The organism is Mucilaginibacter inviolabilis, assembly GCF_011089895.1.
Taxonomy (GTDB): Bacteria; Bacteroidota; Bacteroidia; order Sphingobacteriales; family Sphingobacteriaceae; genus Mucilaginibacter; species Mucilaginibacter inviolabilis.
In genome coordinates, this window is record NZ_JAANAT010000004.1 from 424,046 (window position 1) to 449,506 (window position 25,461).

The 25,461-nt window shown below is 40.9% G+C and carries 22 protein-coding genes and 1 tRNA gene; 9 read left to right on the forward strand and 14 right to left on the reverse strand.

Annotated elements, in window-relative coordinates; genetic code table 11:
- The first annotated feature begins 126 nt into the window (after window positions 1–126).
- Complete coding sequence (locus tag G7092_RS25385) at window positions 127–1,155, forward strand: 3'-5' exonuclease (protein WP_166093991.1); 1,029 nt, start codon at window positions 127–129, stop codon at window positions 1,153–1,155.
- Window positions 1,156–1,271: 116 nt separating this feature from the next.
- Here G7092_RS25385 and queG read toward each other — a convergent pair whose 3' ends face one another.
- Complete coding sequence (queG, locus tag G7092_RS25390) at window positions 1,272–2,207, reverse strand: tRNA epoxyqueuosine(34) reductase QueG (protein WP_166093994.1); 936 nt, start codon at window positions 2,205–2,207, stop codon at window positions 1,272–1,274.
- A gap of 155 nt (window positions 2,208–2,362) precedes the next feature.
- Here queG and G7092_RS25395 point away from each other — a divergent pair, with 155 nt between their 5' ends.
- Window positions 2,363–2,728, forward strand: a complete 366-nt coding sequence (locus G7092_RS25395; RefSeq protein ID WP_166093995.1) for a SpoIIAA family protein — start codon at window positions 2,363–2,365, stop codon at window positions 2,726–2,728.
- 1 nt (window position 2,729) lies between these two features.
- Here the strand turns inward: G7092_RS25395 and G7092_RS25400 are convergent, their stop codons facing one another.
- From G7092_RS25400 to G7092_RS25450, 11 genes are all read right to left on the reverse strand, one after another.
- The gene (locus G7092_RS25400) at window positions 2,730–3,557 is read right to left on the reverse strand and encodes a polysaccharide deacetylase family protein (protein WP_166093997.1); all 828 of its coding nucleotides are present in this window, start codon (window positions 3,555–3,557) and stop codon (window positions 2,730–2,732) included.
- 47 nt (window positions 3,558–3,604) lie between these two features.
- Entirely contained in the window at window positions 3,605–4,495 is an 891-nt protein-coding gene (locus G7092_RS25405) for a polysaccharide deacetylase family protein (RefSeq protein WP_166093999.1), read from the reverse strand.
- Window positions 4,496–4,589: 94 nt separating this feature from the next.
- Entirely contained in the window at window positions 4,590–5,765 is a 1,176-nt protein-coding gene (locus tag G7092_RS25410) for a Gfo/Idh/MocA family protein (RefSeq protein WP_166094002.1), read from the reverse strand.
- 28 nt (window positions 5,766–5,793) lie between these two features.
- Complete coding sequence (ruvB, locus tag G7092_RS25415; RefSeq protein ID WP_166094004.1) at window positions 5,794–6,816, reverse strand: Holliday junction branch migration DNA helicase RuvB; 1,023 nt, start codon at window positions 6,814–6,816, stop codon at window positions 5,794–5,796.
- Between the two features lie 169 nt (window positions 6,817–6,985).
- Window positions 6,986–7,717, reverse strand: coding sequence for a polyprenol monophosphomannose synthase (locus G7092_RS25420; protein WP_166094007.1), 732 nt, complete (start codon window positions 7,715–7,717; stop codon window positions 6,986–6,988).
- A gap of 114 nt (window positions 7,718–7,831) precedes the next feature.
- Window positions 7,832–9,319 carry a POT-type proton-dependent oligopeptide transporter gene (locus tag G7092_RS25425; RefSeq protein WP_166094009.1) on the reverse strand — a complete coding sequence of 496 codons (1,488 nt, stop codon included), beginning with the start codon at window positions 9,317–9,319 and terminating at the stop codon, window positions 7,832–7,834.
- A 114-nt stretch (window positions 9,320–9,433) separates the two neighbouring features.
- Window positions 9,434–10,351 (reverse strand): hypothetical protein, encoded by a 918-nt coding sequence (locus tag G7092_RS25430; RefSeq protein WP_235953935.1) that lies wholly within the window; start codon window positions 10,349–10,351, stop codon window positions 9,434–9,436.
- A 96-nt stretch (window positions 10,352–10,447) separates the two neighbouring features.
- Window positions 10,448–11,626 (reverse strand): acetyl-CoA C-acyltransferase, encoded by a 1,179-nt coding sequence (locus tag G7092_RS25435; protein ID WP_166094011.1) that lies wholly within the window; start codon window positions 11,624–11,626, stop codon window positions 10,448–10,450.
- Between the two features lie 529 nt (window positions 11,627–12,155).
- Window positions 12,156–12,647 (reverse strand): hypothetical protein, encoded by a 492-nt coding sequence (locus G7092_RS25440; protein ID WP_166094013.1) that lies wholly within the window; start codon window positions 12,645–12,647, stop codon window positions 12,156–12,158.
- 235 nt (window positions 12,648–12,882) lie between these two features.
- Window positions 12,883–13,056 (reverse strand): type II toxin-antitoxin system antitoxin, encoded by a 174-nt coding sequence (locus tag G7092_RS25445; protein WP_166094015.1) that lies wholly within the window; start codon window positions 13,054–13,056, stop codon window positions 12,883–12,885.
- 51 nt (window positions 13,057–13,107) lie between these two features.
- Window positions 13,108–13,962: an SPFH domain-containing protein gene (locus G7092_RS25450; RefSeq protein WP_166094017.1), complete on the reverse strand. Its 855-nt coding sequence runs from the start codon at window positions 13,960–13,962 to the stop codon at window positions 13,108–13,110.
- 201 nt (window positions 13,963–14,163) lie between these two features.
- On the opposite strand from G7092_RS25450, the gene G7092_RS25455 reads away from it, so the two are divergent.
- The 4 genes from G7092_RS25455 to G7092_RS25470 all read left to right on the forward strand — a co-directional run bounded on the left by G7092_RS25455 (window position 14,164) and on the right by G7092_RS25470 (window position 17,779).
- Window positions 14,164–16,233, forward strand: a complete 2,070-nt coding sequence (locus tag G7092_RS25455; RefSeq protein WP_166094019.1) for an HD family phosphohydrolase — start codon at window positions 14,164–14,166, stop codon at window positions 16,231–16,233.
- A gap of 82 nt (window positions 16,234–16,315) precedes the next feature.
- A tRNA-Ser gene (locus tag G7092_RS25460) sits at window positions 16,316–16,402 on the forward strand.
- A gap of 161 nt (window positions 16,403–16,563) precedes the next feature.
- Entirely contained in the window at window positions 16,564–17,010 is a 447-nt protein-coding gene (locus G7092_RS25465; RefSeq protein ID WP_166094022.1) for an AAA family ATPase, read from the forward strand.
- The gene (locus G7092_RS25470) at window positions 17,000–17,779 is read left to right on the forward strand and encodes a tRNA(His) guanylyltransferase Thg1 family protein (RefSeq protein WP_166094024.1); all 780 of its coding nucleotides are present in this window, start codon (window positions 17,000–17,002) and stop codon (window positions 17,777–17,779) included. The genes G7092_RS25465 and G7092_RS25470 overlap by 11 nt, the downstream gene beginning before the upstream one ends.
- A gap of 146 nt (window positions 17,780–17,925) precedes the next feature.
- On the opposite strand, the gene G7092_RS25475 is transcribed toward G7092_RS25470, so the two are convergent.
- Window positions 17,926–18,657 (reverse strand): hypothetical protein, encoded by a 732-nt coding sequence (locus G7092_RS25475; protein WP_235953936.1) that lies wholly within the window; start codon window positions 18,655–18,657, stop codon window positions 17,926–17,928.
- Window positions 18,658–18,870: 213 nt separating this feature from the next.
- Window positions 18,871–19,851 carry a GlxA family transcriptional regulator gene (locus G7092_RS25480; protein ID WP_166094029.1) on the reverse strand — a complete coding sequence of 327 codons (981 nt, stop codon included), beginning with the start codon at window positions 19,849–19,851 and terminating at the stop codon, window positions 18,871–18,873.
- A gap of 141 nt (window positions 19,852–19,992) precedes the next feature.
- On the opposite strand from G7092_RS25480, the gene G7092_RS25485 reads away from it, so the two are divergent.
- From G7092_RS25485 to G7092_RS25495, 3 genes are all read left to right on the forward strand, one after another.
- Window positions 19,993–20,868: an alpha/beta fold hydrolase gene (locus G7092_RS25485; RefSeq protein WP_166094031.1), complete on the forward strand. Its 876-nt coding sequence runs from the start codon at window positions 19,993–19,995 to the stop codon at window positions 20,866–20,868.
- A gap of 69 nt (window positions 20,869–20,937) precedes the next feature.
- Complete coding sequence (locus G7092_RS25490) at window positions 20,938–21,531, forward strand: dihydrofolate reductase family protein (protein WP_166094033.1); 594 nt, start codon at window positions 20,938–20,940, stop codon at window positions 21,529–21,531.
- Window positions 21,532–22,327: 796 nt separating this feature from the next.
- Window positions 22,328–25,450: a SusC/RagA family TonB-linked outer membrane protein gene (locus tag G7092_RS25495; RefSeq protein WP_166094035.1), complete on the forward strand. Its 3,123-nt coding sequence runs from the start codon at window positions 22,328–22,330 to the stop codon at window positions 25,448–25,450.
- The last annotated feature ends 11 nt before the right edge of the window (window positions 25,451–25,461 follow it).

A 25,461-nucleotide genomic window follows, 5' to 3' on the forward strand; every position in this document is an offset into this window, starting at 1 on the left:
TGATAAAATAGGAAGGTATTAAATTAAAAATAAAACGTTTATATTAAATAAATTAAAAAATTTATTCTGCTGATTCTTTTTAGGACATTTGCGACCTTTGTACCATCTACTATTGATACTTTTAAAATGAAATTAAATTTAAAACGCCCTCTTGCTTTTTTCGACCTCGAAACAACCGGTACCAATATTGGTTCGGATCGGATAGTTGAAATTTCTGTAATAAAACTAAATCCGGATGGTAGCGAGGAGGTAAAAACCTGGCGTGTTAATCCGGGTATGCCTATTCCTTTAGAGTCATCATTGGTGCATGGTATCTATGATGAACATATCAAGGATGAGTTGCTGTTTAAAGAGATAGGGCAGGCGGTAGCAGAATTTATTGGCGAAAGCGATTTGGCCGGTTACAATTCTAACAAGTTTGATATACCCATGCTCATGGAGGAGTTTTTGCGCGCGGGAGTATCATTTAACCTGGACGAACGTCATTTTGTGGATGTACAAAATATATTTCACCAGATGGAGCAGCGTACATTGAAAGCAGCTTATCAGTTTTACTGTCATAAGACTATTGAAAATGCTCATTCTGCCGAAGCAGATACCCGTGCCACCATGGAGGTATTATTGGCACAAATAGAGCGTTACGAAAATGTACAATGGGAAGATAAAAAAGGAAATATCAGCATCCCTGTTGTGGGTGATGTAGAGGCGCTTCATAACTTTACCAATTTGAGCAAACCGGTTGATTTTGCCGGTCGTATGGTTTTTAACGAACAAGGCGAAGAACTGATTAACTTTGGTAAACATAAAGGCAAGCGAGTGGAGGATGTATTTAATGTAGAACCAAGCTACTACTCCTGGATGATGCAGGGTGATTTTCCGCTATATACCAAACGTAAACTGGAAGAAATATACACCCGTTGGAATAGTAAAAAAGCAGCGGAGCGTCAGGCTAAAGCAGCTTCACAGCCCAAGCCAGAACAACAAAGCCCCAAAACGGATGCTCCAAAAGCAGATTACCCCAAGAAAGAATTTACCAAACCCGATCATACCCGGACACAATATCCGCCCAAACCTTTTAAAAAGAAGGAAGAGCCCGCAAAGCCGGTTGATAACGATATGTTGCAACAATTAGCTTTGAAGTTTAAAAAGGGGTAGATTGGATTTGAGATACTAGATCTGAGATTTGAGACTGCTTGAAAAATCTCATATAAAGAATATTAAAAAAGCATAGATACAAAAAAGGAATAGCTCGCTGTTCCTTTTTTTGTATCTCATATCTTCTTCAGAAACTCAATATTTCGTTTAAGACCGCTGAATTTGGTGCGTTTTACAGCGGAGTTTTTAAATACTTTTTGAAAAACATCCTGTGTTATTTCCTGCCAGTCATCCGCTTTTAGATGAAGCAGTTCGGGGTGTGGTTCAAAGGCCGGCTCGTTGTTCAGTATCGAGAACCGGTTCCAGGGACATACATCCTGGCAAACATCACAGCCAAACATCCAGTTATCCATCTTGCCCTTGAACTCTGCGGGGATTTCATTTTTGAGCTCAATAGTAAGGTAGGAGATACAACGACTGCCATCAACCACGTATGGGCCAACAATGGCATCAGTAGGGCAGGCATCAATACAATTGGTACAGGTGCCGCAATGATCCATCGTGGGAGCTATGTCGTACTCCAGCTCCAGATCAATAATCAATTCAGCCAGAAAAAAGAAGGAGCCTGCTTTTTTATTTAACAGGTTGGAGTTTTTACCTATCCAGCCCATACCTGCCTTTTTTGCCCATGCCTTGTCTAAAACTGGTGCCGAATCAACAAATACACGACCGCCAACTTCGCCTATTTTTTCGTTAATGATCTGTAAAAGCTGTCTTAATTTATCTTTTATGATGGTATGATAATCAACTCCGTAGGCATATTTTGATATTTTAGGGGCGTTAGGGTCGTTCTGTTTATCATTAGTATAGTAATTAATACCTAATGATATAACCGATTTGGCGCCATCAACCAGTAAGCGGGGGTCAAGCCGTTTATCAAAATGATTTTCCATGTATTGCATTTCGCCATGCATGTTCTTTTTTAGCCACCACTCTAGCCGGGGAGCTTCATCTTCCAAAAAATCGGCTTTAGAGATGCCACAAAACAGGAAACCAAGCTTCTGAGCCTCGTTTTTGATCAATTGGCTATATGTTGTCCTGTTTTGCACCATTGATGCAAAGATAGTACAAAATAAAAATTCATAGATCAGGGCTGTTTAGTAATCTGTTATTAATAAAAAAGCTTTTAGCTATAATATTTTAATAAAAATACTATGTTTTTAATTATTGGTGTGGTATTTGTAACTATTGCTTTAAATATTTAAAGATGCTTGAACACATGAATTATTTGCCTACACATGTGTTAGGTATGCATGCAGTTGGTGAGGTAACCATTAACGATTATGAGAAAGCCCTTTTGCCGTTGCTTCAGGAGCAGGTAAAAAAAACAGGGAAGATCAATTTTTTATTAGTTTTAGAAACTAATATTCAAAACTTTACGGCAGGGGCCTGGTGCGGAAACATCGAAATTGGCCTGAAATACTTTCTGCGATGGCACAAACTGGCTATTGTAACCGACCAAAAAGGTGTGCGGGAATTTAGTCACCTGTTTAAATATATTATTCCGGGCCAGTATAAAGGCTATCCACTAGAACAGCTGGATGAGGCTGTAAAATGGGTTACCGGAAAGTAGGTTAAAAATCTCGCTGAATATTACTTAATAAATTTTTTGCGTTCCAATGCCCGCTGTCGATGATTCTTCTGATGGTCATGAGCGGATCGGCAGGGTAACGTTTGGTAGATAACTGAAAAGCTGCCTTGAAACCTCTTTTATGTAATTCCGGCAATCCTTCTTTATTCCATAAACCAAAAGGGTACGCAAAATATTGAACAGGCTTGCCTGTTATTTCTTCCAGTTTTTTAGTGGGTTTATCTAATTGAATTTCCCAATCCTTACCGCTAAGTTTGGTAAATGGGTGATGATCCCAGGTATGGCTGCCTATAATATTGCCTTCGTCGGATAGTTGTTTGATCTGTGCTTTGTTCATATAATGCGGCCGACCGATAGATACCGTCATGATGAAATAAACAGCTTTAAAATTGTACTTTTTTAACTCCGGAGCTGCAATGGTAAACTGATCCAGATCAGTATCATCAAAAGTAAACATGACGGGTTTTGACGGCAGCGGAGCGCCCGTAGTAAGGTAGTCATATAACTGATCGGGCAGGATACTGTGGTATCCCTGATCTGCCAGCATTTTAATATGCTCCTTAAATGCTGCTATTTGTACAATATCATCCTTGGCGCTTTTGGAATCTGTGGAACGCCAGTCACGTATCTGGTGATAGCACAAAACTGGTATCTGTTTCCGCTTCATGATAGCAGCAGTATCAACAGGCGATGTGCTTGTTGATACTGCTGGTTTTGTAGCCGGTTGTGGGACGGCAACGGCTTTATGTATTGAATTTGACTGGCATGCTATAATACCAGAAGCAAGCAGCAAAAACAGAGATTTTAACATGTAGATAAGGTTTGATCAATAAACTAACCCTTTAAGAGGCAGGAGGGTTAAAAGCTATTCCTTACGCTGTTACCAAATGTTTTGGTGCTCCAGTAACCACTATCTAATATCCTTCTAACGGTCATCAACGGATAATCCGGATCGCGTTTATCAGCCAATTGGAAAGCGATTTTGAAACCTCTTTTTTGGAATTCCGGTAATACAGGCTTTTTCCAGATACCAAACGGATAGGCGAAATAGTCTATCTTTTTACCGGTAATTTCTTCCAGTTTTTTGGTTGGTTTGTCTATTTGGGTAACCCAGTCATCAACCGGGCGGGTGGTTATTTTACCATTTTTGCCGATGATCTTTAACTCAGAATTATGCGAATATTTATCAACCCGGTGATGATCCCAGGTATGAGAACCAATCACATTACCTTCGTCTGATAGTTTTTTAACCATATCGGCGGTCATATAATGCGGGCGGCCTATAGATACGGTCATCACAAAATAAACAGCTTTAAAGCCGTATTTTTTAAGTGTTGGGTTAGCAATGGTGAACTGATCAAGATCGGTATCATCAAAGGTTAACATGATCGGCTTCTTAGGCAAAGGAGCTCCCGTTGTCAGATAAGCGTATAATTGATCGGGCAAGATGGTATGATAACCACTGTCGGCCAGCATTTTGATATGATCCTTAAAAGCGGCTATTTGTATAATGTAATCTTTGGCATTTTTTGAGTCGGTAGCTTTCCAGTCACGTATCTGGTGATAGCAAACTACAGGTACCTGTTTACGCGCCATAATAGCGGCATTATCAATTTTACCGCCGGGTGTTGCGACAGGAGTTTCCGCATTTTTATCAGCAGCGGTAGTTGTTTTATCAGTAGGTTTAGATTGGCAGGACATTGCGCCTAATGCACAAACAGTTAACCACACAAAAGCTTTTTTTAACATAAGATAGCAATGATTATAGATGAATTATTAACGGCGAAATTAATATTATAAATGTGCAGGTTTACAATTATATTAACAAATATTCAACCTGAAGTTATAAAACTATCCTTTTACCTTCTTTAATGGATCTTTTGGCAGCATCCAATATCTGCATTACGATCATGTTGTATTTTAGGGATGACCGGTCATTACGTACTTTGATCGGGTTTTTAAGAGCCGCGGTAAAATAGGGTACAGGGGCGCTTTCTATCACCGAAAGTGGTGGCGCTTTAAACTCTTTTACGTCATTGTTAATACGTATCTGGACCTTATCCTGATCAAAAGTATGGATATAGCCCTTGGCCCCGAATATTTCCATATCCTTGATGCTGAAAGGCCAGTTCCACGATGCCTCGATCATCCCGGTAGCGTTAGGATATTCTACTATGATAGTAGCATCATCCTCTACCTTAGAATATACCGATGGTTTGTAATGGCGGGCAATAGCCGTTACCGCAATAGGGCGTTGGCCCTGCATCAGCCAGGTCATCATATCGGCACCGTAGCAGCCAAAATCATTTAAGGCTCCGGCTCCATTCAACTCAGGGTCTGTAAGCCAGCTTAAAAAATCCTCACTGCAGCCAATTTCCCGTGGCCCCTGATGGCCATCATGAAAAACCATTTTGCGGATCACGCCAATACTATCAGTTTTTACCGTATTGTAGGCGCTTTGTACCGACGGGTACCAGGTGGTTTCGTAATTGGTTAGCAGGTTAATATAGTATTTAAGCGCCAAAAATTCCATACGTTTAGCCTGATCGAGCGTGGCTGCTAAAGGTTTTTCGACCATTACGGATATACCTAGGGGCGCGCAGGTCTCCACAATATCAATATGTTTTCCTACTGCATTATAACCCAGTACAATGGTGGGTTTGCGTTTAAGGCACATGGTTTTCAGATCCTCAAAAAATAGGGAATCGGGCAGGTTATATATTTTACCAAATTTTTGCCACAGCTTTTTATCGGGTTCGGCTATGCCCACAATATTCACGTTTCCGTGGCGGTACTCATTCAATATCAGGTGTATATGATCATGGTTTAACCCGGCAATACCTACCTTGGTACCGGTAGCCAGGCGACGGGCAGTCAAACTATCTGCCTGGATTTTAGCAAGGGAATCAGCCTGAGTAGTTTGTGCCCGTGTATTAACCTGATAGATCGTGAAAATAGCAGCAATAGCTAAAAGCATTTTGCTATAAAACCCGAAACTTTGTTTGGTTGGTGTTCTCATGGTTTACTATGGTAGATTTGTTGGTTTGCTAAAATAGGGATGGATTGCCACCTAGTTTTATTTTACCCAAATGTTTATAAGCGCTTTCTGTAGCCTCGCGCCCGCGGGCGGTGCGCATCAAAAAGCCCTCCTGTATCAAAAAGGGTTCGTATACTTCCTCAATAGTACCTTCATCTTCGCCAACCGCGGTAGCAATAGTTTTTAAACCTACCGGGCCTCCTTTAAACTTATCAATAATGGTAACCAATATCTTATTATCCATCTCATCCAAACCGTGTTCATCCACATTGAGTGCATTCAGGGCGTATTGAGCTATGTCGGTATCAATGTTGCCGGTTCCTTTAATCTGGGCAAAATCGCGTGTTCTGCGTAGCAAAGCATTGGCAATACGAGGGGTACCGCGGCTGCGGCGGGCAATTTCATAAGCACCTTCATCCGTAATCGGTGTTTTTAATATAGATGCGGAGCGCAGCACGATGGTAGTAAGCAGTTTGGCATCATAGTATTCCAGACGCGAATTAATGCCAAACCTGGCCCGTAGTGGCGCCGTAAGCAAGCCTGAACGGGTAGTGGCACCCACCAGGGTAAACGGATTAAGCGATATCTGAACGGAACGGGCATTTGGGCCACTCTCCAGCATAATATCTATCTTAAAGTCCTCCATGGCCGAGTATAAATATTCCTCCACCAGCGGACTTAAACGGTGTATCTCATCAATAAATAGGATGTCGCCGGTTTCCAGATTGGTCAACAGTCCGGCAAGGTCGCCGGGTTTGTCCAGTACAGGGCCCGAGGTGATCTTGATGCCCACACTCATTTCGTTAGCGATGATGTGCGATAGGGTAGTTTTACCCAATCCCGGGGGGCCATGTAGTAATACGTGGTCAAGCGCCTCGCCACGCTGGCGGGCTGCCTGTACAAAAACTTTTAAATTGGCTAATATTTTATGCTGACCGGTAAAATCCTCAAATTGCTGCGGACGCAATACCCGCTCAATATCGCGCTCGGTATTGGTCAATCTTTCTGCTCCGGGGTCAAGATGCTCGTTCATTGCCAACGAAATTAGTATTTTTAATTAGATATGAGATGTGAGATATGAGATATGGGACAGATTTTTTACAAAAAACTCAAAATCAATAGTACATCTTTTATCTATATCTAAAAGGAGATCTGCCGGCAATTATCATTTTGTCTCAAATCTCACATCTAATATCTCACATCTATCCTTCTGGGTACTTCCTGAAAATACTGTTAATCTTCATTTGGATCACCCCAAAAAACGCTTCTTTGAATATACCTGTCGACATTTTGGAAGTGCCCGCTGTTCTATCGGTAAAGATGATGGGAACTTCAACCAGTTTAAAGCCATGTTTAATACTGGTATATTTCATTTCTATCTGGAAGGCATAGCCTACAAATTTGATCTTATCAAGGCGTACGGTTTCCAGCACTTTACGTTTATAACACATAAAACCGGCTGTAGAATCGCGCACATCAATTCCGGTAATAAACCTTACATATACCGATGCAAAATAGCTCATCAGCACGCGGCTCATGGGCCAGTTTACCACGTTTACACCATTACTATACCGTGAACCAATGGCAGCATCGGCACCATCAATACAAGCCTGGCGAAGTTTGAGCAGATCTTCGGGATTATGCGAAAAATCGGCATCCATTTCAAAAATATAATCGTAATGACGCGCGATGGCCCATTTAAAGCCATGTATGTAGGCCGTGCCCAGGCCTTGTTTACCTGCCCGCTCTTCTATGAAAAGGCGTTCCGGGTAAGCGTTCATCAATTCTTTAACGATGAGATTAGTGCCATCAGGCGATCCATCATCAATGATGAGTAAATGAAAATCATGAGGCAGCGAAAATACTTTGCGAATCATCCGCTCAATATTTTCCTTTTCATTATAGGTGGGTATTATAACAATGCTATCCGGCACTTAAAAAATATCAGGTAAACAAAAGGCAAAAATAATTGATTTAAACCCGGTTTTAAAATAAATAAAGCAGTTAAATAATATTGTTACTTAACTGCTTTATTGTATGGTTGAACTTTATAAGTTAGTACTATCTGCAATAACTTGGTTATCTATATAAGGATCAGTAATATAGTTGCGCTCTTTTAAGCGTGGTGCAACAAAAAGAAACACCAGGATAAATACACCAATAAAAATAACAAAGAACCATTCATAATTTGCACCTTTAAGATTACGTGTCCACCAGCCACCGTCTTCTATCAGGCCATTAACAAGCGCGGTAATCAAATTACCGAACGATACAACCAGGAACCAGATACCGGTCATGGTACTTTTCATTGATTTTGGTGAGTGTGTATAAGCGTATTCCAGACCAGTGATAGATACGAGCACTTCGGCTGCTGAAAGTATCATAAACGCAAACACTTGCCACCAGATGGTAGGTTTACCGCCATGATCCAGATTGGTGTGTATTATGCCGATTACCACGAATGATAAAGCTGTTAAAATCAGGCCGACACCAAGTCTTCTCAGCGGGGTTGTTTTTAGACCAATTTTGTCAAACCATGGATATACTATGTAGTTAAAAAATGGAATGAATAGAAGAAGGAATACCGTATTAACAGTTGATAACTGACCAGGCAGCACTGTGAACGAGGTAAAACCGAGGTTAATTACACGATCCATTCTATCGGCATATAAGGTCCACTCAGACAAACATTGGTCCCAAACAGCCCAAAATGCCAGTGCAAAAAAGAATACCGCCATAACCCGGTATACTGCCTTCACGCCTTCAACGCGTTCGGGATCATACGGGCCTTTGGCAACATCAAGTAGGGATTGCCCCGGTTTGCGTTGACTTGAATGCGTTAAGGCATACCAGGTTATAAATACGAGATTATTGCGATTAACGCCTTGTGGAGGAACTTTTACGTATTTTTTACGGCCCGAAAAAAATATGATGGTAGCCAGCGCCATCAGCAAGCCGGGGATACCAAAAGCCCATCTGGGCCCAAAGTGTTCATAAGTCCATGGAATAGCAACGGTTGAAATCATTGAGCCGGCATTGATACTGAAATAGAACCAGCCGTAAACCTTTGAAAGCAGGTCCTGGTTGGTAGCATCAAACTGATCGCCCACATTAGCAGATACGCATGATTTAATACCGCCGGCGCCAATTGCAACCACAAGTAAGCCTAATTCAAAGCCTCCAAGACCACCATCGAACATGGCCAGCATTAAATGCCCTAAACAATAGATCATCGATACGTATAATATCAGTTTATATTTGCCGGTAAACCAGTCGGCTATCATGCCGCCTACAAATGGTAAAGCATAGGCCACCATCACAAATAGGTGATGTAGCTTATTGGCTTTAGCGTTAGCCACATCGTTTAAGGTGTCGATATGATTGGGATTAAAAAACTGGTTTACCAGAAAAAGTGTCAATACGGAACGCATGCCATAGAAGCTGAAACGTTCTGCGGCTTCGTTGCCGATAATATATGGAACGCTCCTGGGGAATCTGGATTTTGTGGTAGCCTTTGCGGCTGGGCTTTCTTGCATTATTAAATTTTGTTAAAAATAGTATAATTCTTGTAATTCAGTGTCTTATACCAAAGGTGTTACAAATTATAAGTTTATTATTTTGATGTATTAATTATTTGCAGGGTGAATATTTTAATTGGAATGTATTAAACTCTTGTCTTTAGCGGCTTGTTTTTTGGGGTCCACGTATTCTGCATCGCTATTACTGGGGATGTTACGCATATCCAGGTTTTCTACATATACCCAACGACCATTCTTTAGCTTATAACCATCGTAGGTTAAATCGGGGCCAAATGTTTCGGGTTGATCCTTCATTTTTTTATCCGGCGGAGCCAGGTGATCAAATACAATCAGATTTTGATCCGATACATAGCGCAGCAGCATAGATACCTGCCGGGTGTATTCAAATATGACGCGCTTGCGGCTTTTACCGTTGCCATCAAAAACAGGCATGCCGAACGTAGGCTTATCGCCATTGTTGAATGACAATATCTCCAATACTTTCTTAGTCGATTTTACGGTGTTACCCTTCCAGCCCAGCAACACATAATATGGCTTCTGCGCATAAACCGGGATGATCTTATAATACTGTGCGCCATACCATTTACGGTTGTCGGTCACCGAATCCTCCGGGTTTTTGAGCAGGGGAGAATAATCTTCCAATGGGAACATTTTAAGTGGCCCACCACTATTGAGTTGAATGGTGCCGTAAAAGCGGTAACTGCCATCCTGGTTCATTACGTGCCAGCTCATGATCCGGAAACGGTTATCGGGCGAGTTCAAAATGCTGATGTTTTTAACCGAATCAAAAGGAAAAAGGAACGAATTGTTGATTTTTAAGGCGCTCACCAATGTTTTAATAAACTGATAGTTTGCGTTTTTACGTTCCAAGTCATTCTCATCATTCACTATTTTTTTTCCTAGCGAGGCAAGGCTATCCTGGTAAATATTTAATTGTTTTATGCGTGAGCTCTCGTCTGAGTGCTGACCAAAAGTCTGGCTGCAAATAAACAGGGAGATTACGAACAGAAACAAGCGCCTGGCTACCATACCGGGTATTTAAAAATTAACATGATGTTGCCGCTAAATTAATAATTTATCCTAATAGCCGTTGTAACTTGTAGTTCAGCAGCCAGTTTATTTAATTTAACGTAAATTTTCAATAACCATTGCGCTGGCACCGCCACCTCCATTACAAATTCCGGCGGCGCCGTATTTGCCTTTATTTTGCTGTAAAACAGAGAGTAAGGTAACTATGATGCGCGCTCCCGAAGCACCCAGCGGGTGACCTAATGAAACAGCGCCTCCGTTAACATTTACCTTAGCTGGATCGAGTTTTAAAAGTTGATTGTTAGCAATCGATACTACGGAAAATGCTTCGTTGATTTCAAAAAAGTCGATCTGATCTGCTGATAAGCCCGCGCGGTGCAACGCCAGTGGGATGGCTTTGGATGGGGCAGTAGTGAACCATTCAGGAGCCTGCTGTGCATCGGCATGGGCTACTATTTTGGCTAATGGTTTAATGCCCAGCTCGTCTGCTTTTTCTTTGCTCATGAGCACTAAAGCGGCCGCGCCATCATTTAAGGTAGATGCATTGGCGGCCGTTACGGTACCGTCCTTTTTAAATACAGGTTTTAGTGAAGGTATTTTCTCAAACTTTACGGCTTTGGGTTCTTCATCCTCGGCAAATAAAGTGGTATCGCCTTTTTTATCTTTAAGCTCAACGGGGGTTATTTCGTCTTTGAATTTGCCTTCGGTCTGGGCTTTTTGAGCACGGTTGTAAGACTCTATAGCAAAAGCATCCTGCTCTTCGCGACTAATATGACAGTCGGTAGCGCATAATTCGGCTGCTGAGCCCATGTGATAGTCATTATAAACATCCCAGAGACCATCTTTTATCAATCCGTCGGTGATTTGGCCGTTGCCCAGGCGATAGCCATTGCGGGCTTTATCCAGGTAATAGGGCACATTGCTCATACTTTCCATGCCGCCCGCAACTACAATATCATTTTGACCTATGGCGATGCTTTGCGCAGCCAGCATAATAGCTTTCATGCCTGATGCGCATACTTTATTTACTGTGGTAGCAGGTAAATAGGGTAGACCGGCAAATATAGCTGCCTGGGTAGCAGGTGCCTGGCCTAAATTGGCCGATAGCACATTGCCCATATAAACTTCCTGTATCTGGTCGGGTTTCAGTCCCGATTTTTCGATTGCTGATTTGATGGCTAAAGCACCCAGTTGTGTGGCGTTTAAGGTGGCTAAGCTGCCCCCAAAGCTGCCAATGGGCGTGCGTGTGGCAGCCACTATTACTACTTCTTTCATGTGTCCCTCATTAAATTGGTGTGGCAAATTTAGTTATTTTGATGAAAGGAAAAAGCTATGCATGCATAATAATTTACAATCGGTCAGGATAACGATTTTTAGTTTTATTTTTTTCTCCATACCATTTGACAGGTGGGCAGCAGGTGCGCCTTTGCCGGGCTGTGTATACCCCAAAAAACTTTTTAAACCTTAAATTTTAACAAATTTCTACTCAAAATGGGGCGAAAATCGATCAAAAATGGCTTGGAAAAACCTCATTTTAACACTTTTTAACAAATTTTAACACGGTTTTGAGTGCTTTTTTAAACTTTAAAAAGTATTAAATAATTTGTAATCAAATATTTGAATGTTTAATAGTCGATTTTTGGCCTTGTTTTATCTCTAATAAAACAGCCCGGATTTCTCAAGAAAAGAAACCCGGGCTATGGTGATTATAAAAATACGAAATATTAGTGAGACTTTTGGAGTAAAGATTTAGGGAACAAAGAGCAAGGATTTTCTTGTCTTGCTATTAAGTTAAATTATCACCTCATTTTGAATTTTGAATTCTTGATTTTTCGAAAAGCTTTACCCATCCTTTTTTGCCTATCGAGAGTGTAGTGAGTATATAACGTTTATTGTCCGGATCGGGATGGATTTCGAAAAAAAGACTATTTTCACCCAGCAGATTATTCCGAAGCGGAACTATGGTAGTTTTACCTAAGGTTACTTCATTGTCTTTAAAACTGTCATACAAGCCTAGTACGTATTTGTAAAAATCCGATTCTTCCTGAACGGATGGGAATTCGAGCCTTTTAACAAAATTAGTAGTTGTATGATACTCCAGAAATTCTGAATTATCTTCCTCTATATGAAACAGACCAAATGTTACTGTTAATGCTACGCGCTTAGCGCCAATAAGTACAGGCGTTTTTTTTGCCTCGTCGGCCTTTACCTGATCTTGCGTTTTGCCGACCTTAAATTGAGAAAATCCTTGTAATGAAAAAAACGTAAGAACCAGTGCTAAAGATAAGTTTTTCATGTCATGAAGTTTTAGATAAATTACCTAAAGCTAGATATAGTTTTTCAATTAAAAGATACCGATTGTTAGGTATATATCGGGCTTCCTGATATATACCTAATATCAATTTTTAACTGAATTTATGCCGCTGGTTTTAAATGATGTAATCTACAATATACTCAATCTTGCAGATGGCTTATCAACTAGGACACAGGCAACGGGGGAACTAAAGTCCTTACTCTTGCTCCCCAAACCCTTACTCCAAAGAGCCCTTTTTCTTCTTTGTGTTTTTTTTGCGCGCAAGCAACGCCTGTTGCATCAGGTATTCGATCTGACCATTAGTGCTCCGGAATTCCTCGGCGGCCCAGGTCTCTAGCTCCTTCAGCATATCCGGGTTAACACGCAATATAAATGCTTTCTTTTCGGCCATATTACCCTCCTGTTCTTCTCAACGTGGCGAAATTTGTTAGCTCATCCATTATTAATGATATAAAGTTCCGGTATTTACTACAGGGTTAACGGCTTTGTCGCCGCATAATACCACCAGCAGGTTGCTTACCATGGCGGCTTTACGTTCTTCGTCCAGTTCCACAATATTTTTTTCGGATAGTTTGTTCAATGCCATCTCTACCATACCTACAGCGCCCTCCACAATCAGCTTACGGGCGGCTATAATGGCCGATGCCTGCTGAACCTGCAGCATAGAGTGTGCTATCTCTGGTGCGTAAGCGAGGTGCGATATGCGGGCTTCCAGTACTTCAATACCGGCACGGGCAAGGCGTTCGTTTAATTCCTGCTCCAGCATCTGGCTTACTTGTTCGGCGCCGCCACGCAGGGTAATGGTTGCGTTTTCATCTTCCAGGTTATCATAAGGGAAGGAGTTAGCCAGGTGACGTACCGCTGCCTCGCTCTGGATATTTACATATTGGATATAATTTTCTACCGCAAACACAGCAGCGGCAGTATCCTTGATCTGCCATACAATCACGGCGGCAATTTCAATGGGGTTACCTATACTATCATTTACCTTGAGCTGCTGCCCGTTAAGGTTAAAAGCCCTTAATGATACTTTCTTTTTTGCAGTGAAAGGATTCACCCAAAAATAGCCGTCTTTTTTTACGGTACCAATGTACTGACCAAAAAGCGTGAGTACTTTTGATTCATTGGGGTTTACAATGATTAAACCAGGTAGTATAAACACTGTACCAACAAATAACAGAATACCCGAGAGTGCAGGGATTGACACCAGGTAAAAAGCAGCAACAATTATGAATACCACGAATAGCACCAGTGCAAAGAAGCCTGATGGCGGGTTGATAATTTTTTCAGATTTCATGATAATATGATTTTAAATTGATATCATAAAGATATCAAAATTAAATTGATAAAAGCAAATTTAGTATCAAGTAGTTAGTATCAAGTATCAAGATTTTGCAATGCCGGATGCCGTGTTTGAGTTGTCGTGATACTTGATACTAGCTACTTGATACTATAGATAACAGAAACTTATATTATTTTTGAGCGGTTATTTAATTAAATGGCAAAACTATCCACTTCGCGCCAAAAGGCTTTATTGCGTAAATACTCGCGCAACGTTAAGTTTTTAATGATGCTGCTGAGCATAAGCATCATTGTGTTTTTTTTACCCAAGCAGGCTAAATTTGGCTATGAATATGAAAAAGGACGCATCTGGAACCAGAAGGATCTGATATCACCCTATAACTTCGCCATCCTGAAAACCCAGCAGGAGATTAAAAACGACCAGAAAACAGCCAAGGAAAGTATAACCCCCATTTATCAGCTGGATGCCGCGATCGAAAATCAACAGCTGGAAGGTTTTAAAAGTGATATCGAGATTAAATGGCATAATGCCGGTATTAACGACAGGCTAAAGCCCAAATTTATTTCAACCGGTACCGATCTGCTGCAGGAAATATATGAAACCGGTATTTTAAAGCTGAACCCCCAATACCAGGTAAATTCCGAAAATTATCCCATCACCGTTTTAAATAAAAACGTAGCCACTCCCAAAAATACCAACGAACTGTTTACCAAAGAAAAGGCCCTGGCTTATTGCGACAAGATCCTGAGCAAACATACCGATCTGGATAAGGCATTTTTACTGGATATGCTGCAAAACAGGCTGCAAACCAATTTAAGCTATGATAATAACCTTACCTCGCGGCTCATTAATGAGGCTATTGATGGTTTATCCATCACCCGTGGTATGGTGCAGAAAGGGGAGGTAATTGTTTACAAAGGTTCGGTTATTAATGATGATGTTTATCAAAAGCTGGAATCATATAAACAGGCTTTTGAAGATAATGCCCGCACCAATGGTAACCGCAAACTGGTACTGTTAGGGCAGTTTTTCCTGGTAGGTATAGCGATATCGCTGCTGATGATATTCCTGCACCTTTTCCGTAAGGATATTTATGCCGATAACCGCCTGGTAAGTTTAATATTACTGGTGATGACGGCCATGCTGGCCACTTTATCATTGGCTATTAAGCTGCAGTTTCCCACCAACCTGTATTATATACCGTACTGTATAGTACCTATCATTATCCGTATTTTGTTTGATACGCGTTTGGCGCTTAACATCCATTTGCTGGTAGTGCTCATTGCGGGCTTTTTTGTGCCCAACAGTTTTGAGTTTGCCTATTATGAGATTACGGCCGGTATGGTATCCATCTACAGTATCAAAAACCTTATCCGGCGCGAGCAGTTCCTGATCTCGGCGGTCATCATTATCTTTACCTATTTTGTTGCCTTTTTGGGTATCACCTTTATCCGTGAAGGTACTTTCCTGGATATCGACTGGATGGATTTTCTGCCTTTTGTGGTGAGCGTACTGCTTACCCTGCTGGCTTATCCGCTCATTTATATTTTTGAAAAGATATTTGCCATCACCTCCGATATCACCCTTATTGAGCTTACCAATACCAACGCACCTTTGCTGCGTGAGCTGGCCTTTAATGCGCCGGGAACCTTTCAGCATTCATTGCAGGTAGCCAACCTGGCCGAGAACGCTATATACACCATTGGCGGCAACGCTTTGCTGGTAAGGGCAGGGGCATTGTACCATGATATTGGTAAAATGGAAAACCCGCTGTTTTTTATCGAAAACCAGAGCTCGGGTTTTAATCCGCATGATAAGCTACCGTATGAAGAGAGCGCCCAGATCATCATCAGACACGTAAGCAAGGGTATTGAAATGGCGCGCAAGGCCAACCTGCCCGAGGTGATCATTGATTTTATACGAACCCACCATGGCAATACCCGGGTGGATTATTTTTACCAGTCGTCATTAAAAAACTTTCCCGAAAAATTCATCAACGAGAACATTTTCAGATACCCGGGACCCATTCCTTTCACCAAAGAAGCGGGTGTTTTGATGCTGGCCGACTCGGTTGAGGCTGCTTCACGTTCGCTGAAAGAGCCCGATGAAGAGTCGATCAGTATTTTGGTTGACCGGATAGTGAAGTATAAGTTGGATCAGAACCAGTTGAAAGACAGTAATATAACTTTAAAAGATATCGAAACCATCAAAACTATTTTTAAGCGGATGCTCATGAGTATTTATCATGTGCGGATAGATTATTAAAAATATAACTTTTTTTTTGACGGGAAACTTGAATTACTATATTTGCAATCCCGAAAAACGGGGAACATATTGAAAAGAACACGGTGAGGTGCCTGAGAGGCCGAAAGGATCAGTTTGCTAAACTGACGTACGGGAAACTGTACCGAGGGTTCGAATCCCTCCCTCACCGCTGAATGTGAAAAGAGCCTGGCAATCGCCGGGCTTTTTTCGTTTGGGGTTGGTTGGTGATAACAGCGGGTATGGGCTAATCCCTCACCGCAGGAAAAATAAAAAGAAGAATTATCACTAGTTCTTCTTTTTTTGTGTCCGTAAAGTTGCACCTTTGAAAAAATGGAAGCAGTGATCTTTTGCGGAATTCAGGCAACAGGAAAAACCACTTTTTTTAAAGAGCGTTTTTTTAAAACGCATATTCGTATTTCGTTAGACCAATTAAACACGAGAAATAAAGAACTCAGGTTTATTGAAACCTGTATTAACACTTTTCACCCTTTTGTAATAGACAATACTAATCCGTCTAAAGAAGAAAGGGCAAAATATATAGCCATTGCAAAAACAAATAAGTTTAAAGTGATAGGGTATTATTTTCAATCCAAACTTGCTGATGCATTGGAGCGTAATAGCAGACGTTCAGGGGCAGAGAATATACCGGAGATAGGTATAAGAGGAACTTTTAAAAAACTAAGCCTGCCATTAAGAGAAGAAGGTTTCGATGAACTTTATTATGTAATTGCAGAGAACAATACATTCACTATAAAAGAATGGTCTGATGAAATTTGATGATCTGGATCTTAAACTGAGGGTTTATGAAACCTCACAAGACCGCTGCGTTTTACCAGAAATGTATATTGTAGCCAGAATCGACGGACGAAACTTTACGAGGCTGACTAAAGAAGTGCATCAGTTCGAAGCACCATTTGATGAAAAATTTCGGGATCTGATGGTTGAAACTGTGAAGCATCTCATGAGTTGCGGTTTTAACATAATCTATGGTTACACAGAAAGTGACGAAATATCGTTGTTGTTTCATCCCAAGGAAAATACCTTTGGACGTAAAAGCAGGAAATATATTTCTATTCTTGCAGGGGAAGCCAGCGCTAAATTTTCCTCTCTACTCGGAGACGTAGGAGCCTTTGACGCTCGTCTTTCTGAACTTCCTAACAAAAAATTAGTAGAGGATTATTTTAGGTGGCGTAATGAAGATGCACATAGAAATGCGCTGAATGCACATTGTTATTGGCGTTTAAGGCAGGATAATTTTACTGTTAGCGAAGCTACTGCTAAAATTGAAGGCATGAGCATTTCGGCCAAAAATGAAATGTTATTTCAATATGGTATCAACTTCAATAATGTTCCTACCTGGCAAAAAAGAGGAATAGGTATTTATTGGAAAGATGTAAAAAAAGAGGGATTTAATCCTAAAACTAATGAGCATGCATTGGTCGATAAACGTATGCTATACACTGATTTTGAGCTACCCATGAGGGAAGAATACAATAGATTTATATCTAATCTTGTAGATAAATATGAGGCCGTTGTTATTGAATAAATTTTCCATCCTGAGTGTCTCCGCTGGCGCATGCGTGTCGCCCTAACGATATTAAATAATTAACTAATGAAGGCGCACGCGACACGCGTGCGCCAGCAGCGGTTCTGTGTGGACAGAGGCCTCGTTTGTATTATAAACAGGTCTTTTTAAAACTTCCTCCCCACAATAATTTTAATGATGGCCTTATCTGCGTTTTGTGTAAAGCCGTAGCCTACGCCTCCATTAAACTCCCATTTAGGGTCAAAATTTAAATCTGTTGCTGCAAATAACTGATGGTCCTGCTGTTTGAAGGCATCATAGTGAAAAAATGGACCGGTACTCCCATAATATTCCAGTCCCAGCGCTACAACCTTGGTTACGTCATAACTTCCCTTAACATTGGGTGAAAAGATAAATCCCCGGTTTTGATCCGGGCCTTTGAAGCTTTTGTCCAGTGTTGGGTTAACGGAAATATATAATTTATTCCATTTTTTATCTACTATCGGCCTCACCTCCAATGTGCTTGTATTGGCGGAAAATGCACTTTTCTGAAATCCGAATTCAGTTGAAATACTCACACCTACGGGCCAGTTCCAGCTTTGTGGAGCAGCAACCCTTGGTCTGATATGAGAGCCTACATAGGCCGTGCGTCCGGCATCACCTACGGAATTAAAAAAATAGAAGCCGGTTTCGAACCAGGTGGTCCAGCCATGGGTTATTTCAATGGTTTCATGTTCTACATGGTTTGTTGGGAGCTCGCCATTAGTGATCGTTTTACTTCCATTTAAAGTAAAGTTACTGTGCAACTCCAACATTGTTTTGCCCTTGTCTACCGTTTCAGAACCATAAACCTGGATCTCATAATTGTCCTGTGCCCTAAGCTTCAGGGTAGAAAACATAAGGATTAGCAAGCATAGATATTTCATTAGTATTCAGCTTTAAAATGAATGTGAAATCACATTCACCCTAAAACTATCTATGCAATCTGAAGCAAAATTGTAGTTGGATGGCAGATATTAATGGTACTGAAAAATTGACAAAACAGCGACTTTTAATCTTCCGTCCTCTCGGAGTCTCCTGAAAGGCACCCTGAGGTTGTCAGTTATAGATTATTATTTCTCTACTGCTACTTTGCTATACTTATTTCTGTATTCAATGGGCGTAATTCCCGTAACCCTTTTGAATATATCCCGGAATGCTTTCATGTCGCTATAGCCAACATCAAACATTACCTCCGATACGTTTTTTCTTGAGCTTTCAAAACTGCGTTTGGCAGCTTCAACTCTTACTCTTTGCATATATTCAACAGGCGTGTTATTGGTAGCTTGCTTAAACCTTCTTTCAAAGCTCCTTTGGCTAATATCTACTTTATCTGCCAGGCTATTAATAGTGAGCTTATCCTGATAGCTTTTTTCGATGTAGTTTTGGGTTTGCAAAATCTCCTTGTCGTTGTGGTCTTTTTGTCCGGTGAAAATTGTAAAAGCGCCTTGATTATTTCGATCAATATCTATTGCAAAATATTTGGCGGCTAAAATAGCGGTATTTCTATCGGTGTATTTTTCTAATAAATAAAGCAGCAGATTCCATAGCGAGTTGGCACCGCCACTGGAGTAAATCTTGCCTTCATCAGTAATAACCGCGCCATCTACAATTTCTACTTCGGGATACATCTCCCTAAACTGATTAAAATAGGCCCAGTGTGTAGAACATTTCTTTCCATTTACCAGGCCGGTTTTTCCTAGTAAAAAAGCACCATTACATAAACTGGCAACTTCACTGCCATTGCTGTGCATTTTTTTTATCCACGGAATTGCATGCTCATTTGCTTTTATTGCTTCATCAATATCGCCAAAAACGGCAGGTATGATGATCAGATCAGTTTCTTTAATGTCTTTTATTTGCCGGTCTATTTTTACGGAGTATTCTCCGTCGTTGGTAGCTATGTAATCTTTTAAGCCTGCATACTCCACATCAAATAATGGTTTTTTATCAAATGCTTTTAAAAAATCATTGGCTGTTTTAAACAAGCGGTAGGCCGGGGTTACAGCTTCAATAGCAGCATTTTCGGGCACATAAACAGACACTTTTTTCATTGTTGAATTTCCTTTTTATAAAGATAAATATGTTTTGGCGGAATTTACCCTCTAAGTTGTCGTTTTTGCACTGCGCTATATCCTGAGGTAAATTCCAACTTTGTATTGTTAATAAGTTTCAAACCAAAACTAAATATTGTCATGAAAAATTTATTCAAAACACCTAACCCTCTTAAATTAATACTACTAATGGCAATCATTATGTTTGCCACGGTTCAATCTAACGGGCAACAGAGTAAGCCTGCCAACAGTGGTTATGTGCCTGTTAATGGCATTAAAGTTTATTATGAAGTATATGGCGAGGGCAGACCTATCGTTTTATTGCATGGCGCTTTTATGACCATTGAAGGTAACTGGGGCCAGTTAATACCCGAATTATCAAAAACAAGAAAAGTAATCGCCATTGAAATGCAGGGACATGGACACACGCCGTTTTCGGACAGAAAATTAGACTTAGCTACCCTGGCAAGTGATGTGGATGGAGTAATGAATTACTTAAAAGTTGATAGTGCTGATGTTGTAGGATATAGTATGGGCGGCTCCGTGGCTTACCAGTTAATCATACAAAGCCCTAAACGGGTCAAAAAATTAGTGATCATTTCTTCTACTTATAAAAGCAGTGGCTGGCTGCCTCAAATAGCCAATGCGTTTAAAAATATGAAACCCGAAATGTTTGCGAATAGTCCTATGAAGGCGGCATATGATGCAGTAGCGCCCGACAAAACCAAATGGGCAAAATTTATGGAACAAATGCTTGCTTTTGTTGGGCAGTCTTTTGATATGGGGGATAGTAATATTGCGAAAATTACTTCGCCTGTACTGATCATATCCGGTGACAATGATGGTCTGGATAAGATTGAGCTGATGAAAACTTATCAATTACTGGGAGGTGGCGTATCTGCCGACCTGGCACCAATGCCGAAGTCGCATTTGGCTGTTGTTCCTTCGCAGAGCCATGTGAGCCTGATGATGCAGACGAAAACCATATTAGGCTATCTGGATGGCTTTTTAAAGTAAACATATGAAAAGATGGTTCGATAAGAATCGTTAAATAAACAATAAAGCAACAACTTCAATTAAACTAACATGAGAAAGATAATCGTTTTAACATTTATTACATTAGATGGAGTAATGCAGGCACCGGGCGGACCGGAGGAAGATACATCGGGTGGCTTTAAATACGGTGGTTGGTCTGCTCCCTATGGTGATGAGGTTTCTGGCAAGGTGATGCAAAAGCAGATGGAAGCCACGGATATTCTTCTGGGCAGAAAAACATTTGATATTTTTGCCGATTTCTGGCCCAAGCATGCGGAACATTGGCCGGGCATCAATGATGTTACAAAATATGTGCTATCCAACACCATGCAAAAGTCTGATTGGGAAAACACGGTGTTCCTTACCAGTGTGGCGGATATCGAAAAACTCAAAAATTCAGAAGGTTCTGATATCAAAGTTTGGGGTAGCAGCGAACTCGCACAGCTATTATTGAAGCATGACCTGGTGGACGAACTCTGGCTTAAAATATACCCGGTGATTCTTGGCAAAGGGAAAAAGTTGTTTGACAACCAGGCGGTTCCTGCTGCATTTGAATTAACAGAAAGTCTTGTTACGCCAAGCGGTGTTATAGTAGCTAATTACGCGCGAAACGGAAATGTTAAAACAGGCACTATCGGCGCTTAAGAACCTGAAGTAATTTCCGCCCCTCCCCAGGTCTTCCTGAAAGAGCCCTGGGTTATTGTGGGTAATCATCCTTAACTCTTCCATATGCCCCGGTGCCCCCGGGGTATTTTATTGGCCTTTCGCCTGGTGCGTATTCCTGGTCATTTTTTGCCTGTTCACTATCTCAGTCTGGTCTTTTATGTCATAAATCGGCTAAGATTTAAGATGTGTTTCTGAATGTGCAAGATGAATATCTTTTAAAAGACTATTTGCTAAAAAAACGAAATAGTTAAATCTGTTTTTTTTAATGAAAAATTAATAATATATCATTATAGGTTATAATTATTAAAATTTTTTTATAAAAATCTGTTTTTTATAAAAAAAGTTATACTTAATTTATATATTTTCTATAAAATTTATAAATTACTAAAAAATGTACAGATATAAATTGTCATTTTTTGTGAAAACTAACTTTTAATCGGTTATAATGAAGCGTTATGTGTTAAATGCTTCTATTTTTTAACTATAGCTGTTCTTATTGATTATATTATCACGATGATGTCTTATCTGTCATATCAATTGCCATTTCCTGCTGTCTGTAACAACCGCACGACTTGTTTTAAGGACCCTCATTGCGGTTTTGGCTGTATCGAATCCCATAAATACACTTTTAAAGATCTTTAATTCACTTATCCCCATTAATCCTGTAATCCCTAAACACCATGAAATAATCATCCGCAAGATTCAAATCTGATCAGATCAGCGTTGTCTCAAATCCCTGAACAATTAATTATTAACTATTAACGACAATTTCACGATGAATCAAAAAATACTATACTTAGTATGGGTTATTGTATTGGTATGCACTCAAGCGTACGCGCAAACCCGCAAAATAACAGGCCATGTGACAGATGCCGGTGACGGCGGTCCACTTCCAGGTGTATCTGTTTCTATCAAAGGCACTACCATAGGTACCCAAACAGATGGTAACGGCAATTTTAGCATTAATGTACCCGCCGGAAAACAAAGCTTAACCTTTAATTTCATAGGGTATACTCAGCAAACGGTTACCATAACCTCAAATAAACTTACAATCTCCCTAACTGCTACAGCAAGCCAGCTATCTGAAGTGGTGATATCCGGTTATTCCAGAATAAACAAGAAAGACTATACCGGTTCTGCAGTTAAAGTCACGTCGGCGCAAATTGCCAATAAACCGGTTCAAAGTTTCGATCAGGCTTTGGCCGGGCAGGCGGCGGGTGTGAACATTATACAGCCTAACGGGGTGTTGAATAACCCGCCGGTGTTCAGGATCAGGGGTTTTAACTCCATATCCCTGAGTTCCTATCCGCTTATTATTGTTGACGGCGTTCCGGTATTTACCGGCAGTACCGGCAACAGCGCTTCTAACAATCCCCTTGGAGACATTAATCCCAACGATATAGAATCAGTTGATATCTTAAAAGATGCTTCGGCTACGGCCATATACGGATCAAGGGCTGCCAACGGCGTTGTGGTAATTACTACCAAAAAAGGAAAGCTTGGCAAAACCCAGGTTAACTATGATGGCTGGGTGGGGATTAATAAGGCATTTAACTTACCTAAACTGCTTAATGCCGATCAATATGTAGAGTTAAAGAACGAAGCCCGCGCAAATGCAGGCTTAGCTCCTGGCTTTGCTATTCAAAAGGATGCTAATGGCAATGAAATTAACACCGACTGGTACAAGATTGTTTACCAGACCGGTTTATCGCATAATCATAACATGAACGTTTCCGGCGCTACAGAAAAGACATCTTATTTTGTATCTGCCGGTTACAGCAACCAGGAAAGCTTTATCAAAACCAATTCATTTGAACGAAAGATATTCCGGGGAAATTTGGATCATCATTTGTCAAAGGCTATTACTATAGGTACTAATTTTAGTTACAGCAACACGCTCAATAAAGGACCTAACAGCGGGTCATTACCGGGACAGGCATATAACACCGGCGGACTGGCCCGTTTGCCTTTAGTATTAAACCCAAATGTGGCTCCCCGCAATCCCGATGGCTCTTACAACATCACCAGTACCGGAACCCTGGGTTTAGGCGCCAATACCATTGCTAATAACTATCCTAACGCATTGGTATTGCTTGATTTGGACAAGTATACGTCTAGCAATACCAACGTGATAGGTAACCTGTATGGCGAATGGCAATTGGTTACCGGGTTGAAATTTAAAACCCAGTATAGTATCAACAAGCTCAATACCGCCAATACCACATTTCAAAACCCAATAGCCGGCGACGGGCAGAGCTCAAACGGTTTGGCTTTGAATACTTTTCAGGAGTATAACCGCAGGGACTGGACTAATACGTTGAATTACATTGTAGATTTAGGAAAAAATCACATCAATGCCCTGGCAGGTTATGAAGAATATCACACCACCAATCTGGGCACAGGAACACAGCGAACCAATTTAGGCGATTCCTATTTCAATAATTTCCAGGGAAATTTCCTGAATGTTTTAAGTGATGCCACAACCGGGAACTTTCAGTCCGAAAACGGTTTCAGGTCTTTTTTTGGAACAGCAAATTATGACTTTGATAAAAAATATCTGCTAAGCGGAACCTTCAGACGTGATGGTTTTTCCGGGTTATCGGCCAATAATAAGTATGGTAATTTTGGTGGAGGCTCTATTGGTTGGAATATAGCGGAGGAAGGCTTTTTTAAAAATTCAAAGCTGGGGCGGATCTTCGAAGATCTTAAACTGAAAGGAAGCTACGGTGTAGTAGGTAATGTGGGGGTTGGCGATTTTGCTTCTTTATCGTTGTATAACTCAGGTTTGTATGGCGGCGCAGCAACGGTTTATTTTAACCAGGCCGGTAATTCTAATCTGAAATGGGAAACCAGTAAAAAAACAGATGTAGGCCTCAGTTTTGGTTTGTTTAAAGGACGTATACAGGCAGAGTTTGATTATTATAATAACAGTATCAATAACCTTATCCTGAATGCGCCGCAATCACCTTCACGGGGTATACCCGGCAATACCATTGCAGCCAACGTAGGCTCGATGTATAACCGTGGCTTTGAATTGAATGTCACTTCAAGAAATATTGTTAAAACCAACTTCAGCTGGACTACCAATTTTAACATCAGTACGCTCAGTAACAAGGTTACAGCACTGGCCCAGGGTAATTCAGATATTTACGGTGTAACCTCAGGGTTGGAAACCGCAAGCGTTACCCGGGTAGGGTATACGCTGGGATCTATTTTTGTGGTTCCTGTGGATGGTGTAAACCCGGCTAACGGTCAGCGCATATTTATCAATCGTTTTGGCCAGAAAGTTCAGTATAACCAGGTTGGTACGCCATCTAAATGGACATATCTCGACGGTACAGCTGCTCCGGCTATTGACGGCACGCTTGATGGCCGTATTGTAGGCAGATCCATACCAACCTATTATGGTGGCTTAAATAACACCTTTGCTTATAAAAACTTTGATTTAAACATTGGTATTACTTTTTCGGGAGGGAATAAAATATATAATGGAACGCAGGCTACCCTCCGCGATCAGCGATTCTGGAATAATGAAACAGGTATATTAAGGCGCTGGACAACCCCGGGTCAGGTTACCGATATTCCTAAAGTAGTTTACGGCGATAATTATTCGAACGGGTCGGCCATACCTAACTCTTCCAATGTTCAAAACGGCGCTTATGCCAAACTTAAAAACGTGGCACTGGGATATAAATTCCCGTCGCGGTTGGTTAATGGCGCGGGCATTTCCTCATTACGGGTATATGTACAAGCCACAAACCTGGCTGTAGTTACCGGTTACAAAGGCTCAGACCCTGAAGTTTCAGCCAACGGTAATTCCAATCTGGCACCGGGTATCGACCGTAATACCGTGCCTTCCAGCAGGATATTTACGTTTGGTTTAAATGTAGGATTTTAATTATTACGATC

Excerpts from the sequence above, each read along its gene's own strand:
- G7092_RS25385 (WP_166093991.1), top strand. The coding sequence starts at position 127 with ATGAAATTAAATTTAAAACGCCCTCTTGCTTTTTTCGACCTCGAAACA.
- queG (WP_166093994.1), bottom strand. The coding sequence starts at position 2,207 with ATGGTGCAAAACAGGACAACATATAGCCAATTGATCAAAAACGAGGCT.
- G7092_RS25395 (WP_166093995.1), top strand. The coding sequence starts at position 2,363 with ATGCTTGAACACATGAATTATTTGCCTACACATGTGTTAGGTATGCAT.
- G7092_RS25400 (WP_166093997.1), bottom strand. The coding sequence starts at position 3,557 with ATGTTAAAATCTCTGTTTTTGCTGCTTGCTTCTGGTATTATAGCATGC.
- G7092_RS25405 (WP_166093999.1), bottom strand. The coding sequence starts at position 4,495 with ATGTTAAAAAAAGCTTTTGTGTGGTTAACTGTTTGTGCATTAGGCGCA.
- G7092_RS25410 (WP_166094002.1), bottom strand. The coding sequence starts at position 5,765 with ATGAGAACACCAACCAAACAAAGTTTCGGGTTTTATAGCAAAATGCTT.
- ruvB (WP_166094004.1), bottom strand. The coding sequence starts at position 6,816 with ATGAACGAGCATCTTGACCCCGGAGCAGAAAGATTGACCAATACCGAG.
- G7092_RS25425 (WP_166094009.1), bottom strand. The coding sequence starts at position 9,319 with ATGCAAGAAAGCCCAGCCGCAAAGGCTACCACAAAATCCAGATTCCCC.
- G7092_RS25430 (WP_235953935.1), bottom strand. The coding sequence starts at position 10,351 with ATGGTAGCCAGGCGCTTGTTTCTGTTCGTAATCTCCCTGTTTATTTGC.
- G7092_RS25435 (WP_166094011.1), bottom strand. The coding sequence starts at position 11,626 with ATGAAAGAAGTAGTAATAGTGGCTGCCACACGCACGCCCATTGGCAGC.
- G7092_RS25440 (WP_166094013.1), bottom strand. The coding sequence starts at position 12,647 with ATGAAAAACTTATCTTTAGCACTGGTTCTTACGTTTTTTTCATTACAA.
- G7092_RS25445 (WP_166094015.1), bottom strand. The coding sequence starts at position 13,056 with ATGGCCGAAAAGAAAGCATTTATATTGCGTGTTAACCCGGATATGCTG.
- G7092_RS25450 (WP_166094017.1), bottom strand. The coding sequence starts at position 13,962 with ATGAAATCTGAAAAAATTATCAACCCGCCATCAGGCTTCTTTGCACTG.
- G7092_RS25455 (WP_166094019.1), top strand. The coding sequence starts at position 14,164 with ATGGCAAAACTATCCACTTCGCGCCAAAAGGCTTTATTGCGTAAATAC.
- G7092_RS25465 (WP_166094022.1), top strand. The coding sequence starts at position 16,564 with ATGGAAGCAGTGATCTTTTGCGGAATTCAGGCAACAGGAAAAACCACT.
- G7092_RS25470 (WP_166094024.1), top strand. The coding sequence starts at position 17,000 with ATGAAATTTGATGATCTGGATCTTAAACTGAGGGTTTATGAAACCTCA.
- G7092_RS25475 (WP_235953936.1), bottom strand. The coding sequence starts at position 18,657 with ATGTTTTCTACCCTGAAGCTTAGGGCACAGGACAATTATGAGATCCAG.
- G7092_RS25480 (WP_166094029.1), bottom strand. The coding sequence starts at position 19,851 with ATGAAAAAAGTGTCTGTTTATGTGCCCGAAAATGCTGCTATTGAAGCT.
- G7092_RS25485 (WP_166094031.1), top strand. The coding sequence starts at position 19,993 with ATGAAAAATTTATTCAAAACACCTAACCCTCTTAAATTAATACTACTA.
- G7092_RS25490 (WP_166094033.1), top strand. The coding sequence starts at position 20,938 with ATGAGAAAGATAATCGTTTTAACATTTATTACATTAGATGGAGTAATG.
- G7092_RS25495 (WP_166094035.1), top strand. The coding sequence starts at position 22,328 with ATGAATCAAAAAATACTATACTTAGTATGGGTTATTGTATTGGTATGC.